The organism is Planococcus sp. SE5232 (genome assembly GCF_050686535.1).
Classification (GTDB): Bacteria; Bacillota; Bacilli; order Bacillales_A; family Planococcaceae; genus Planococcus.
The window spans coordinates 418,904-433,138 of record NZ_JBOGCP010000002.1; the positions used below are offsets into that span (position 1 = coordinate 418,904).

General features: G+C 48.5%; 10 protein-coding genes and 1 other annotated feature. All 10 genes read right to left on the bottom strand.

What is annotated here, in order from left to right; genetic code table 11:
• Positions 1 to 116: 116 nt before the first annotated feature.
• The 10 genes from ACRC6Q_RS10920 to lon all read right to left on the bottom strand — a co-directional run bounded on the left by ACRC6Q_RS10920 (position 117) and on the right by lon (position 14,138).
• On the bottom strand, positions 117 to 2,750 hold the full coding sequence (locus tag ACRC6Q_RS10920; protein WP_431466524.1) for a valine--tRNA ligase: 2,634 nt from the start codon (positions 2,748 to 2,750) through the stop codon (positions 117 to 119).
• Between the two features lie 50 nt (positions 2,751 to 2,800).
• Positions 2,801 to 3,022, bottom strand: a binding site (T-box leader).
• A 21-nt stretch (positions 3,023 to 3,043) separates the two neighbouring features.
• Entirely contained in the window at positions 3,044 to 4,096 is a 1,053-nt protein-coding gene (locus tag ACRC6Q_RS10925; protein WP_431466525.1) for an AbrB family transcriptional regulator, read from the bottom strand.
• Positions 4,097 to 4,566: 470 nt separating this feature from the next.
• Positions 4,567 to 5,853 (bottom strand): glutamate-1-semialdehyde 2,1-aminomutase, encoded by a 1,287-nt coding sequence (gene hemL, locus ACRC6Q_RS10930; RefSeq protein ID WP_431466526.1) that lies wholly within the window; start codon positions 5,851 to 5,853, stop codon positions 4,567 to 4,569.
• Positions 5,850 to 6,833, bottom strand: a complete 984-nt coding sequence (gene hemB, locus ACRC6Q_RS10935) for a porphobilinogen synthase (protein WP_223638280.1) — start codon at positions 6,831 to 6,833, stop codon at positions 5,850 to 5,852. The genes hemL and hemB overlap by 4 nt, the downstream gene beginning before the upstream one ends.
• Positions 6,830 to 7,531 (bottom strand): uroporphyrinogen-III synthase, encoded by a 702-nt coding sequence (locus ACRC6Q_RS10940; protein ID WP_431466527.1) that lies wholly within the window; start codon positions 7,529 to 7,531, stop codon positions 6,830 to 6,832. Before ACRC6Q_RS10940 ends, hemB begins: the two co-directional genes overlap by 4 nt.
• On the bottom strand, positions 7,524 to 8,453 hold the full coding sequence (gene hemC / locus ACRC6Q_RS10945; protein ID WP_431466528.1) for a hydroxymethylbilane synthase: 930 nt from the start codon (positions 8,451 to 8,453) through the stop codon (positions 7,524 to 7,526). Before hemC ends, ACRC6Q_RS10940 begins: the two co-directional genes overlap by 8 nt.
• Positions 8,454 to 8,470: 17 nt before the next feature.
• Complete coding sequence (gene ccsA / locus ACRC6Q_RS10950) at positions 8,471 to 9,301, bottom strand: cytochrome c biogenesis protein CcsA (protein ID WP_431466529.1); 831 nt, start codon at positions 9,299 to 9,301, stop codon at positions 8,471 to 8,473.
• 84 nt (positions 9,302 to 9,385) lie between these two features.
• The gene (gene hemA / locus ACRC6Q_RS10955; RefSeq protein ID WP_223638292.1) at positions 9,386 to 10,759 is read right to left on the bottom strand and encodes a glutamyl-tRNA reductase; all 1,374 of its coding nucleotides are present in this window, start codon (positions 10,757 to 10,759) and stop codon (positions 9,386 to 9,388) included.
• Between the two features lie 473 nt (positions 10,760 to 11,232).
• Complete coding sequence (gene yihA, locus ACRC6Q_RS10960; RefSeq protein ID WP_223638294.1) at positions 11,233 to 11,814, bottom strand: ribosome biogenesis GTP-binding protein YihA/YsxC; 582 nt, start codon at positions 11,812 to 11,814, stop codon at positions 11,233 to 11,235.
• On the bottom strand, positions 11,811 to 14,138 hold the full coding sequence (lon, locus tag ACRC6Q_RS10965; RefSeq protein ID WP_223638297.1) for an endopeptidase La: 2,328 nt from the start codon (positions 14,136 to 14,138) through the stop codon (positions 11,811 to 11,813). The genes yihA and lon overlap by 4 nt, the downstream gene beginning before the upstream one ends.
• Positions 14,139 to 14,235: the final 97 nt, after the last annotated feature.

Consider the following 14,235-nt stretch of genomic DNA (forward strand, 5'->3'; position numbering starts at 1 on the left):
AAAACGTCCGAAGCGGTGTATAAAATTTCGCTCCATAACTTCAACATCATAGTTTGTAAAATGCCGCTAAACCGCAAAAACCGCTCTCCCATTTGGGAAAGCGGTTTTTTCATCTGTTACAGGTTCTGCAATTCTACAATGCGTTTTTCAACCGTTGCGTGTTTTTCCACGTAATCGGCTTGCTTCGCACGTTCCTCTGCGACCACGGCTTCAGGTGCTTTGGAAACAAAGCGTTCATTCGACAACTTACCGCTGACGAGTTTCACTTCTTTCGCCCATTTTTCCAGTTCCTTGTTCAGACGCGCAAGCTCTGCATCGATATCGATCAAGCCTTCAAGCGGCATGAACAACTCAGCACCGGACACGACAGCTGACATCGACTTTTCAGGAGCTTCGATGTTTTGGCCGATCGTCAAGGTTTCCGGGTTGCAGAAACGTTCGATGTACGCTGCGTTCGCTTCAAGCACGGCATGTGTATTTGCGTCTTTCGCTGAAATCGTCAATGGCACTTTCTTGCTCATCGGCGACTGCACTTCTGCGCGGATCGTCCGCACTGAACGGATGACATCCATCAACAGCTTCATGCTTGAAGACTGGCTTTGGTCCGTCAGGGAATCATCCACTGTCGGCCATGCGGCGATCGTGATCGATTCGCCCTGATGCGGCAGGTTCTGCCAGATTTCTTCTGTAATGAACGGCATGAACGGATGCAATAGGCGCATCGTGTTGTCCAATACATAGGCAAGAACCGAACGCGTCATGTTCTTCGCTTCTTCGTCTTCACCGTATAATGGCAGTTTCGACATTTCGATGTACCAGTCACAGAAATCGTCCCAGATGAAGTTGTAAAGCGAGCGTCCCACTTCACCGAATTCGTAGCGTTCTGCAAGTTCCGTCACCTGTTCGATGGTTTCATTCAAACGGGTCAGGATCCATGAATCGGCTACGGATTTCTTGCCGGACAAATCGATTTGGTCGTACGTCATGCCTTCCATGTTCATCAATGCGAAACGGGAAGCATTCCAGATTTTATTGGCAAAGTTCCAAACGGACTCGACTTTGTCGTTCGAGTAGCGTAGATCCTGGCCAGGAGATGATGCGGTCGCCAGGAAGTAGCGCAGCGAATCCGCTCCGTATTCCGAAATGACATCCATCGGATCGACGCCGTTGCCGAGCGATTTGGACATTTTGCGTCCTTCCGCGTCACGTACGAGACCATGGATCAACACGTCTTTAAACGGTTTTTCACCAGTGAATTCAAGCGCCTGGAAAATCATGCGGGATACCCAGAAATTGATGATATCGTAACCCGTAACCAACGCATCGGTCGGATAGTAGCGGCTCAAATCATCGTTTTCTTCCGGCCAGCCGAGTGTCGAGAACGGCCATAGGGCAGATGAGAACCACGTATCCAGAACGTCTTCATCCTGCGTCCAGTTTTCAGCGTCAGCTGGTGCTTCATGACCTACGTAGATTTCGCCTGTTTCGTTATGGTACCAGGCTGGAATCTGATGTCCCCACCAAAGTTGGCGCGAAATACACCAGTCGCGGATGTTTTCCATCCAGTGCAGGTACGTCTTCTCGAAACGATCCGGTACGAAGTTGACGCCCGCATCTGTTTTCTGCGCTTCCACCGAAGCCGCAGCTAAAGGCTGCATGTCAACGAACCATTGTGTCGACAGGTAAGGCTCGACAACAGCCCCGCTGCGTTCTGAATGGCCAACTGAATGCAGGTGCTCTTCGATTTTGAATAGAACATCCAGGTCCTGCAGGTCTTTGATGATCTGCTTGCGGCATTCGAAACGGTCAAGCCCTTCGTATTTCCCGGCGTTTTCATTCATCGAACCGTCTTCGTGCATGATCAGGACGCGTTCCAAATTGTGGCGATTGCCGATTTCAAAGTCATTCGGGTCGTGGGCAGGCGTAATTTTAACAGCGCCGCTTCCGAATTCCATGTCTACATAATCGTCCGCAACAATTTCCATTTCACGGCCGATGATCGGAAGAATGACTTTTTTGCCGATTAAATGCTGGTAGCGCTCGTCTTTCGGGTGAACCGCTACCGCTGTATCGCCAAGCATCGTTTCCGGACGGGTAGTCGCGATTTCAATGTGGCCGCTGCCGTCTGCTAGCGGATAACGCATATGATAGAACGCACCTTGTACGTCTTTGTAGATAACTTCAATATCCGAAATGGCGGTTTTCGTCGCCGGATCCCAGTTGATGATGTACTTGCCGCGGTAGATCAGTTTTTTCTCGTATAATTTCACGAACACTTCGCGTACTGCTTTTGACAAACCATCATCCAATGTGAAGCGCTCACGGGAATAATCGAGGCCTAGGCCCAGTTTTGACCATTGCTCACGGATATGGCCAGCGTACTGGTCTTTCCATTTCCATGATTCTTCAAGAAATGCTTCACGGCCCAAATCGTAGCGTGAACGCCCTTCTTCTTTCAGTTTGCCTTCCACTTTCGCCTGCGTCGCGATGCCGGCGTGGTCCATTCCTGGAAGCCACAGTGCGTCAAAGCCCTGCATGCGTTTCATACGCGTCATGATATCCTGCAAAGTTGTATCCCAGGCATGCCCTAAATGCAGCTTTCCGGTAACGTTCGGCGGGGGAATCACAATGGTATACGGCGTTTTGCCGCTTTCCGGTTTCGCTTCGAAGAATTTGTTGTTGACCCACCAATCATAACGCCCTTTTTCAATCGATTGCGGATCATACTTAGTCGACATCTGTTCAGTCATTGGAATTCCTCCTCTAATTTCTGGCACAACGCAAAAAACTCCTGTCGTCTGTAAAGGACGAAGGAGTTTTTCGCGGTACCACCTTTATACACAGGTCCATTTGCAGACCTGGCTCTCAAGTTTCATAACGGATGTTAAGTCCGGTTCCCGCTACTCAGTTCACGGCAACTGCTCCGAGGTGACATTCAAATATGTGTCCATGAAAGCCTCTCACCAATCGGCCTTCTCTCTGAAATGCACGCACATTCTACTATCCTCTTCAACGCATGATTATCTAATTACCCTTATTGTACTCAATATCCGCTTTTAGCGTCAAGTTTTTTTACAATGTAAGACACAAGCGGCGCCGCCACCAGCAGGATGAAGAACAAACGGAACAGCTGGAAGCCGGTGATGAGTGCCACATCTCCTCCAACGGCGAGCGCCGTGATCGCCATTTCGGCGATGCCGCCGGGTGCTGCGCTAAGGAAAAAGTCGAGGAATATGTATTCCGGCAGCCAAGCCGTTAACACGAATGCTATCAAGATCGTAAAGCCGATCAGCAGGATATTATTCAAAACAATCGCAGCACCCAAACGGAACGTCAGCTTATCGCCGATCCCTTCCATCTGCAAACCGAGATTCGCTCCGATACACACTTGCGCGATCGCAATCAACCAGTACGGCATATCGATCAGGACATCGCCTGAAACCGTCTGTACGACGGCCATCGTGAGAATTGGCGCCAGCAGTTCAGCAGCCGGAAAGCCGATTTTTTTCATGCCGGCGTAAAGTGCCCATCCAACAACGAACGCCATAACGAATAACAGCGGTGAAAACGCAAAAAGCTGCTGTTCCATTTCTCCGGCACCTCTGCCGTTCAGGAAAATCGTCAGGAACGGCACAAGGGTCACCACCATGAAAATCCGGATCGTCTGCATCATCGTCACGACGGTGATGTTTGCTGATTTGACATCTTCTGCAATAACCACCATCTGCGCCAAGCCGCCGGGAATCGAACCAAGCAAACTGGTCGCCAGGCTTTCGCGGACCATGCGCTTGAACAACAAGCCGAGCCCAATCGACAGCGCCACGACCGAAACCGTCATGAACGCCATGTACGGCAAATCCACTACCATCAACAGCACCGCATCCCGCGTAAACGAGGAACCGATCTGCACGCCGAGCATCACCAGACCCGCTGTCCGCAGAATTTTTGGCCAGTATAAAGGGATTTTCGTAAATTGATTGACCAGCAGCAAGGCGAACATCGGCCCGAGCAGCCAAGGCAGAAACATCCCGACCGCTTCAAACACCGCTCCCGCTGCCGTCGCAATGAGTGCGGTCACTCCAAATGCCCTCACCATCATCCCTCCTTTTTCCAAGCGCTGTTAGTTCTTTCTATGTTACACGAAAGTTCGCTATTCGTGGTCAGTAGATGTTTTCCGCATATAGTCTTTCTATTTATCGATAACCGAAAAAAAGCGCTGAAGCGTCTGGGTCATCCAGATACTTCAGCGCTCTTAACTATTTTTAATTAACGAACTTACCTAATGTCCACAAACCATAAACTATTCTGTAAAGCCAGCACATCTTATATTACTTCTACCTAAAGGATATGAAGCAACACAGCGGAGACTCCCGCGGAATAGCGACGTGCCGAAATCCACTCGGGCGTTTAGCCCGAGTTAGTTCGGCGCAAGCCCGTAGGAAAGATACGGCCGAAAGGAATTCGGGCCGTATCTTTGCGACGAAGCTAGCGCAGCGATGCAGGAGCACCGGGTTTTTAGGAACTGTGTTGCGGAATATCCTCAAACAAAACTACCATCAAACTTTATTAACGTGCCAACTTAGCAAATACGGTATGGAATGCTTCCACGGTTTTTGCAATATGCTCTTCCGTGTGGGCAGTCGAAAGGAACATGCCTTCAAACTGGGACGGCGGCAGGAAAATGCCTTCTTCCGCCATCAAGCGGTAATAGTCCGCGAACAACTCGGTGTCCGAAGTTTTTGCTGTTTCGAAATCGACTACCTCTTCGTTTGTGAAGAAGAACCCGATCATCGAACCTGCACGGTTGACGGTATGCGGGATATTGTATTTCGTCGCCGCTTCACGGAAACCTTTTTCAAGCTGGTCGCCGCGTTCGATGAACACGTCGTAACTTTCTTCCGTCAGACGGGACAAGGTTTCAAAGCCTGCACGCATCGCCAATGGGTTACCTGACAAGGTGCCAGCCTGATAGATCGATCCGCTTGGTGCAACCTGCTGCATGATTTCACGTTTGCCGCCGAACGCACCGACCGGCAATCCGCCGCCGATGACTTTGCCGAGGCAAGTCATGTCCGGCGTTACGCCGAAATAGCCTTGTGCGCAATTGAAGCCGACACGGAAACCGGTCATGACTTCATCAAAAATCAAAATCGTGCCGTTTTCGTGCGTCAAATTGCGAAGCTCCGTCAAGAAGCCTTCATTTGGCGGCACAACGCCCATATTGCCGGCAACCGGTTCTACAATAACGGCAGCCAAATCGTCGCCGTATTCCTGGAAAGCTAAACGGACACTTTCAAGGTCGTTGTATGGAACCGTGATGGTGTTTTTAGCGATCGATGCGGGAACACCCGGTGAATCCGGCAAGCCCAACGTCGCGACGCCTGAACCTGCTTTGATCAGCAAGCTGTCGCCGTGGCCGTGGTAGCAGCCTTCAAATTTCAAAATCTTATCGCGGCCGGTATAGCCACGTGCTACGCGCAATGCGCTCATCGTCGCTTCCGTGCCGGAAGATACCATGCGGACCATTTCAATCGAAGGAACGCGTTCCATGACCAATTTCGCCATGGTGTTTTCAAGTTCAGTCGGTGCGCCGAATGATGTTCCAAGCGCTGCCGTTTCCTGAATCGCTTTGACGACTTCCGGATGGGCATGGCCCAGAATCAGCGGCCCCCATGACAGGACGTAATCGATATACGTATTGCCATCGATGTCCGTGATGGTCGCTCCGCTGCCGGATTGCATGAAGATCGGATCCATATTGACCGATTTAAACGCACGGACCGGGCTGTTGACGCCGCCCGGCATTAGTTTCTTCGCTTCTGTGAATGCTGCCAATGATTTTTCGTATGTCATTTAGTTCCCTCCAACCAGCGTGCTGCATCTTTTGCGTGATAGGTCATTACGATATCCGCTCCTGCGCGCTTCATGCTCAATAAGGTTTCCAAAACAATCTTCTCTTCATCGATCCAGCCGTTCGCCGCTGCTGCTTTGACCATGGCGTATTCGCCTGAAACATTATAAGCGACAATCGGAATATCGAAATTATCGCGGACTTCGCGGATGATGTCCAAATAAGACAATGCCGGTTTGACGATCATGAAATCTGCGCCTTCTTGAACGTCAGAAGTTGCTTCACGCAATGCTTCCATGCGGTTTGCCGGATCCATCTGGTAGGTTTTGCGGTCGCCGAATTGAGGCGTTGAATGAGCCGCTTCACGGAAAGGTCCGTAATAAGCGGAAGAATATTTGACGCCATAAGACATAATCGGCGTATTTTCAAAGCCTGCCTGGTCCAAGCCGTAGCGGATCGCTGCAACAAACCCGTCCATCATATTCGACGGGGCGATGATGTCGGCTCCTGCTTTTGCCTGAGAGACTGCAGTACGCGCCAACAGATCCAAAGATTCGTCGTTCAGGATAACGCCGTTTTCGATGACGCCGCAATGGCCGTGATCGGTGTATTGGCATAGGCACGTATCAGCGATGACCACAAGTTCCGGATGGCGATTTTTTGCAAAACGGATCGCTTCCTGCGTGATGCCGTGATCGTGATAAGCTTGTGTGCCGACTGCGTCTTTTTCGTTCGGTACGCCGAAAAGAATGACAGAAGGAATTCCAAGATCCACGACTTCATCCAGTTCTTCACCCAATTTATCCAGTGAATAATGGTAAACACCTGGCATTGATGAAATCTCATGTTTGATGTTCTCGCCTTCAACGACAAAAATCGGATAAATGAAATCCTCTTTATGTAAGCTCGTTTCGCGGACCATCGACCGGATATTGGCAGAACCGCGTAAACGGCGGTGACGGTTAAAATTCAATTCTTTCATTTCGGTAAACTTCCTTTCGCTATTTCATTGATGACTTCCAAATAGGTATATTTTTTAGGTGTGAAATCCACAGTTCCGCCGTTTGCCTCAATGGCTTGTTTTGTGACGTGTCCAATGGCAGCGGTGCGGATATCCGACCAGTCTCCTCCTGCCTGCCGGTATGCCGACACGGCAGAGGGACTGGCGAATAGGATGGTGACATTTTTCAGGTTCGCCAGTTTTTTTGCATTGTTCAAATCCAGCACGGTATCGTAAACCGTCCACTCATCCACTTGCATGTGCATCGAAGCAATGGTGTTTTTCGCTAAATTGCCTTTGATGAACAGGCAGTTGACTTTACCGGATACAACCGGAAACTCCTGGATGAAATGGTCGGCACTAAAAACCCGCGGTATAAAGTCAACGGTGTAGCCATGTTGCTGCAGTACGGCAGCCGTCTGGTCCCCGACAGCCGCAATTTTTGCCGTCACGTTTTCATCGAGCTGGCAAAATGCCTGTGCACTGGTCCGGCTCGTGAAAATCAACCAATCGTAGCCACTGAGGTCCGGCTTGTCCAACTGGCGGACTTCAGTGGTGACGAGCGGTACATAAAGCGTCTCCGCTCCCAGTGATTGTGCAAGGTGAACCGCTTCCTCCGGTTCTCTGGAGCCGGTGAAAACGATGGTTTCGCCTTGAAGCAAAAGAGCTTTCTCAGACATTGCTCTCAGCTTTAACGCGTTGAATCAAATCGTAGCCGCCTTGTGCACTGATTTTCTCAGCCACTTCACGGCCGGCTTCGATCGGGTCACGGCTGATCGCTGTTTCCTTGAACACCTGATCCGCTTCGGGTGAAGAAATCAATCCTGTAAATGTAATTTCTCCATCTTTCACCGTTCCATATCCAGCAATCGGCACTTGGCAGCTGCCATCCATGTCACGCAGGAATTTGCGTTCTGCATTAACCGCCAAAGCTGTTACTTCATGATTAAGTTTAGCAAGTTCCGCCAACAGTTCTTTGTCGTCTTCGCGGCATTCAATCCCTAACGCGCCTTGACCAATAGCTGGCAGGCACTCGTCGACTTCCAGGAATTCCGTCACTAAATCATCTTTCCAGCCCATCCGCTTCAAACCGGCTGCTGCTAAAATGATGGCGTCAAAATCGCCCGCCTTCAATTTTGCAAGACGTGTATCGATGTTGCCGCGGATCCATTGGATATCAAGGTCCGGACGCAACAGCAAAAGCTGTGAACTGCGGCGCAGGCTGCTTGTTCCGACAACTGCTCCAATCGGAAGGTCCAATAATTTCACATGGTCGTTGGCGATGTACGCGTCGCGCGGATCTTCGCGTTCTGGAATACATCCTATCGTTAGCGTTTCCGGCAATACAGAAGGCATATCCTTCATGCTGTGGACAGCAAAATCGATTTCTTTATTGAACAGTGCCTGTTCAATTTCTTTGACGAAAAGACCTTTGCCGCCGACTTTTGACAGCATAACATCAACAATGCGATCACCTTTCGTGACGATTTCCTTGATTTCAAATTCAAATGGCGATCCCGCCGCTTTTAACTTATCGATAAACTGGTTGGTTTGTGTCAACGCCAGCTTGCTTCTTCTTGAACCTACAATAATTTTTCTCAAATGAATCCTACCCTTCTTTAATACCAAAAATGAAATTCAGATAATCGGCTGCCTAAAAAGAAATTGATCAGCAGCAGTAAAAATGCATACGTATGGGCCAGCGCGTAATTCATCCCATTCAATGAACCTTTGCGGTGCCACCACAGCACGAAGCTGTAGACCACCAGCAAGATGAATGATCCGACGATCTTCATGTCGAATATGGAGAACGTAGCAAGCGAAATAAATGCCCATTGCAGCCCCAGCACCAACGACACGAACAGCAGCGAAATTCCGACGAGGATTGAAATCGTCATGAATTGCTGCGTTTGGCCAAGTGATGGCAAATTTGCCCATTGCCTGGTCCATTTTTTCTGCTTCAGCATTCTATAAAGAATCATGTGAAGCGCCGAAAAAACGAACGACAGGGAGAAAGCCACATAGGAAAGAATCGCGAAGCTGATGTGGATGAACAATAATTCCGATACCAATGCTTCCCCTACAGGCGACCGTTCAATCTGGACCGGTGCGAACGTATGGATCGTCATGAAGATGAACCCGATGATATTGATGAAAAATACAGCAAAATCAAAGCGGTAGAAAATCCTCAGAACGAGCGACAGCGTCACTAAGAGCCAGGCATAAAAGTAAATGCCTTCAAACAAAGTCAATATCGGGAATCGCTGGGTCTCGAAGATATACAAACCCAGGAAGATCGTTTGCAGTACCCAGACAATGCCGAGCAAGCTCATGGCGATCCGGCTGGCTCTCTTCTCTTTATATAAGTAGTCTATAAAATAAAAAACAAGGCTGACAGCATATAGTATAACCATAGCTTCGTGCAGCCTTGCCATTGTTATATCAGCCATCCCATTCCCCTTCGTTTCCATAGTTAAAGGCGTTCCGTCTCTACATTTTAACATATAGATCCGAAAACGCCTCTTTTAGAAAGCTTAAAATGAATATTTGGGAGTTTCAGTTGTTGATTGCTGGGTTTGAAGAACGGCTTTATCCGTTTTCTTTTGTGGTGCTTTCGATTGTTTTTCTATCTCTTGCTCCACTTCATCTTCAATACCGAAAATTTGCATGAATAATTCCAATTGCTCACGTGATTTAGGCGCACCACCCATTTCCTTCGCCTGCAGAATCGGATCTTTCAACAACTGATTGATGATCGATTTGGTATGTTTGTTGAGAATTTTCTTTTCACGGTCAGTCAAATCCGGCATTTTGTTTTCAATGCTCGCCATTGTCTCAGCCTGTATGCCAAGTGCTTTTTGACGAAGCGCAGAAATTACCGGTACGACGCCAAGCGTTGTCAGCCAGTCATTGAACTGAAGAGCTTCCTGATCGATCATGGTCATAATTTGGCCAGCTGCGCGTTCACGCTCTGCCAGATTCGCTTCCACAATCCCCTGCATGTCATCGATATCATACAGGAACACATTCGGCAATTCGCCGATGCGGGGATCCATATCACGTGGAACTGCGATATCCACCATGAATAACGGTTTGCCTTTGCGAAGCTTCTCTACAAACTGCATCAACTCAAGGTCGATGACAAAGTCTGCTGATCCCGTTGAGGAAATCAGGATATCCGCTTCGAGCAAGGCACATTGCAATTGGTTCAAGGGCTTCGCTTTGCCGCCGAATTTGCCGGCAAGCAATTCTGCCTTCTCGAATGTCCGGTTGATGACCGTTACGCGGTCAGCCCCGCTTCCCTGAAGGTTCTTGATGGCCAATTCGCCCATTTTTCCGGCGCCTAAAATAACAACATGTTTGTTTTTAAGCGTGCCAAAAATCTTCTTGCCGAGTTCAACCGCCGCGTAAGATACAGAAACTGCATTTTCGCCAATGGCTGTCTCAGAATGCGCTTTTTTCGCCAACGTTACGGCCTGTTTGAACAGTTGGTTAAACACGGTTCCTGTCGTGCCATATTCTTGGCCAGCAAGGAAACTGCTTTTCACTTGCCCAAGAATCTGCGTTTCGCCCAATACCATTGAGTCGATACCAGCCGTTACACGGAACAAATGTTCAACCGCTTCGTCCTGTTCATAGACAAATAAATACTGAGAAATGGCTTCTTGGGGCAGGCCAAAATAATCAGCAAGAAATTGCTTCACATAATACTTTCCTGTGTGAAGCTGGTCCACGACCGCATAGATTTCCGTCCGGTTACAGGTGGAAACGATCACGTTCTCCAATATGCTTTTTTGTTCTTTTAGCGCCTGCATCGCCTGTGGCAGCTCATGTTCTATGAATGAAAGCTTTTCGCGGATCTCCACGGGTGCAGAGCGATAATTCACCCCGACTACTAATGTATGCATGGGTACAAAACACCTTTCACGTTCAATATTTCCTATAAATTTAGTATACCACTTATTTTGTTTATTATGCTTTTGAAATTGTGAACAAGGCATGAATATAGGGCTTATTTATAATTATTATAAACTAATAGTAGCAAAGGCTTTTGTTGTCTACAAGTATAACGCTCTTAGTCGGAATTACCTGTTAACTCAGAGGATTAATGATGGGGAATTCTTTTGTTTAGCGGGAAAAATTCGCTCCAGGCGGACGCTTTTCTATCATTAGCCATTCTCTTTCTCGTTGGTACGCTAAGCATCTGGAGCAAATCAGCGGAGACTCCCGCAAAAGCAGCATGGCAATCTCCAACAGCCACTTCACGAAGCTAATGCATTGATGAACAAATATGTTTTTCAAAAGTTAGTTTGCGGAGTATATCATATCAAATTAATATATCTTACAAAAAAGCACAGCCCGGAGGCTGCGCTTTGTTTCGTTACATTCTGCTTTCGATTTCTTTCCATGCTTCGTCTTTGCCCAGTCCGGTTTCGGATGAGAAGATGATCAATGGATCGGATTTGTCCATATCGAGCGCAGTACGGACAATTTTCTTGTGCTTGTCCCACTTGCCTTTAGGAATTTTATCCGCTTTGGTGGCGATGATGATGCACGGGATTTCAAAATGCTTCATGAAATCATACATGGCGATATCGTCTCTGCTTGGCGGGTGACGCAAGTCGACGATTTGGATGACAGCACGCAAGGGTTCGCGGTCTGTAATGTAGCGTTCGATCATCTTGCCCCATGCTTCACGTTCGCTTTTCGATACTTTGGCATAGCCGTATCCTGGAACATCGACATAGAACAGCTTTTCTTCGATTTTATAGAAGTTCAAGGTCTGTGTCTTGCCGGGTTTGGATGAAATGCGGGCCATGCTTTTGCGGCCGATCATTTTGTTGATGAAAGACGATTTACCGACGTTCGAGCGTCCGGCTAAAGCGAATTCCGGCAGGCCGTCTTCCGGATATTGATCCGGACGGACGGCACTGATTACTAGTTCTACATTGTTAACCTTCATTCAATTTCTCCTTCTAAGGCAATTTCCAATGCCTCATCTGCTTGAGAGACCAGTTTAAAGGTCAACTCTTCGCGGATTGTTTCTGGGATATCTTCCAGGTCACGCTCGTTATCAAGCGGCAGGATGATGGTCTTGAGGCCTGCACGGTGGGCACTCAAGGTTTTTTCTTTAATTCCCCCGATTGGCAGAACGCGTCCGCGCAGCGTAATTTCACCGGTCATGCCGACTTCGCGGCGGATCGGGCGTTTCGTCAAGGCAGATACCAGCGCTGTAGCAATGGTGATCCCCGCTGAAGGGCCGTCTTTTGGAACTGCGCCTTCAGGGACATGGATGTGAATATCGTGCGACTCATGGAAATTCGGATCGATTCCAAGAGATTCGGCACGGGCGCGGACAAACGATAAAGCCGTCTGCGCAGATTCCTTCATGACATCGCCCAATTTACCGGTCAATTGCAGTTTGCCTTTACCAGCTGATAGGGACACTTCGATTTGAAGCGTATCTCCCCCGACCGTTGTATAGGCGAGTCCTGTTGCGACGCCGATCTGGTTTTCCGTTTCAGCCATGCCGTAACGGAATTTGCGTTTGCCAAGATATTCTTCCACTTCCGCTGCACCGACATGAACCTGCTCTTTCTCTTTCGAGATGATCTGCTTGGTCACTTTGCGGCAGATGGAAGCGATTTGGCGTTCAAGGCCACGGACACCGGCTTCACGCGTGTAGTAACGGACGATATTAAGCAAAGCTTCGTCGTTGAACTGCAGCTGCTCGTCCGTTAATCCATGTTCTTTCAATTGTTTCGGTGCTAAATGATTTTTTGCGATCATCTGTTTTTCGACTTCGGTATAGCCGGCAATCGAAATGACTTCCATGCGGTCGCGCAATGGTCCTGGAATGGACCCAAGATCATTGGCAGTCGCGATGAAAAGCACATTGGAGAGATCGTAGGTTTCTTCAATGTAATGGTCACTGAACGAATTATTCTGTTCCGGGTCCAACACTTCCAGCATCGCAGAAGATGGATCGCCGCGGAAATCATTCGACATCTTGTCGATTTCATCCAGCAGAAAAACTGGATTCACAGTACCCGCTTTTTTCATCCCTTGAATGATCCGGCCCGGCATCGCACCGACATACGTCCGGCGATGGCCGCGGATTTCCGATTCATCACGGACGCCGCCGAGTGAAACACGGACGAAATTGCGGTCCAATGATTCAGCAATCGATTTCGCCAGAGAGGTTTTACCCACACCAGGAGGTCCGACAAGGCAAAGAATCGGTCCGCGAAGTGAGTTAGTCATCTGCTGAACAGCCAGATATTCCAACACGCGTTCTTTGACGCTTTCCAGTCCATCATGGTCCCGGTCCAACACTTCTTCAGCGTATTTAATATCAAGGCGGTCTTCTGTCGCTTCTGACCACGGAATCGTCACTAGCCACTCGATGTAGTTACGGATAATGCCGCTTTCCGCAGCTGCCGAAGGCAATTTTTCGTAACGCTCCAATTCCTTGAACGCCACTTTTTGGGTGGACTCCGGCATTTTCGCATCTTCAATCCGTTTTTTCAGATCGACTACTTCAGCTGATTTGCCGTCTTTGTCGCCAAGTTCAGTTTGAATCGCCTTCATCTGCTCGCGCAAATAAAATTCTTTTTGAGTTTGTTCCATTGCTTTTTTGACACGCTGGTTGATCCGTTTTTCCAGATCCACTACTTCCTGTTCACTGTGCAGGCGCGTAATCAGCAATTCTAAACGTTTGCTGATATCAAAAGTTTCCAATACTTCCTGTTTGGCAGCCACTTTCATGGAAAGATGGGAAGCGACCATATCCGCCAAGCGGCCCGGTTCTTCAATATCCGCCACCGTATTGTAGGTTTCCGTGCTGACTTTTTTCGAACTCTTGCCATAATTCTCAAAATGCTCCAGCAATAGACGCATCAGGGCATCCTGTTCTGCGTCTCTTTCTGTTTCATCCGGGAATGAAGTCACTTCAACAACGGTAAAGTTTTCGGCTTCCTCATAGTTGTTCATTTGTCCGCGTTCCAAACCTTCAACCAGTACACGGATTGTGCCGTTCGGCAATTTCAGCATCTGTTTGACGTAGGCCAAGGTACCGATTTTATGGAGATCTCCTTTTTCCGGCTGTTCTGTGCTCATGTCTTTTTGAGTTGCCAAAAAGATAATATTGTCTTCCAGCAACGCCTGTTCCAGCGCTGCGATGGACCGTTCACGGCCGACATCTATATGCAACACCATCGTCGGAAATACAAGAAGCCCTCTCAACGGTAATAAAGGTACATTTTTAGTTACTTTTTTCTTAGCCATATGGAAGTCACCTCCGGGAATATTTTCAACATGAATCTGCAGCGCCCAGCTATGTATATAACCTTAAGCACTGCTTTTTTCGCTTCCGCACTTGAAT

Coding starts and splice junctions, on each gene's coding strand:
- yihA (WP_223638294.1), bottom strand. CDS start 11,814: ATGAAGGTTAACAATGTAGAACTAGTAATCAGTGCCGTCCGTCCGGAT.
- ACRC6Q_RS10920 (WP_431466524.1), bottom strand. CDS start 2,750: ATGACTGAACAGATGTCGACTAAGTATGATCCGCAATCGATTGAAAAA.
- hemL (WP_431466526.1), bottom strand. CDS start 5,853: ATGACATACGAAAAATCATTGGCAGCATTCACAGAAGCGAAGAAACTA.
- lon (WP_223638297.1), bottom strand. CDS start 14,138: ATGGCTAAGAAAAAAGTAACTAAAAATGTACCTTTATTACCGTTGAGA.
- hemB (WP_223638280.1), bottom strand. CDS start 6,833: ATGAAAGAATTGAATTTTAACCGTCACCGCCGTTTACGCGGTTCTGCC.
- ACRC6Q_RS10940 (WP_431466527.1), bottom strand. CDS start 7,531: ATGTCTGAGAAAGCTCTTTTGCTTCAAGGCGAAACCATCGTTTTCACC.
- ACRC6Q_RS10925 (WP_431466525.1), bottom strand. CDS start 4,096: ATGGTGAGGGCATTTGGAGTGACCGCACTCATTGCGACGGCAGCGGGA.
- ccsA (WP_431466529.1), bottom strand. CDS start 9,301: ATGGCTGATATAACAATGGCAAGGCTGCACGAAGCTATGGTTATACTA.
- hemA (WP_223638292.1), bottom strand. CDS start 10,759: ATGCATACATTAGTAGTCGGGGTGAATTATCGCTCTGCACCCGTGGAG.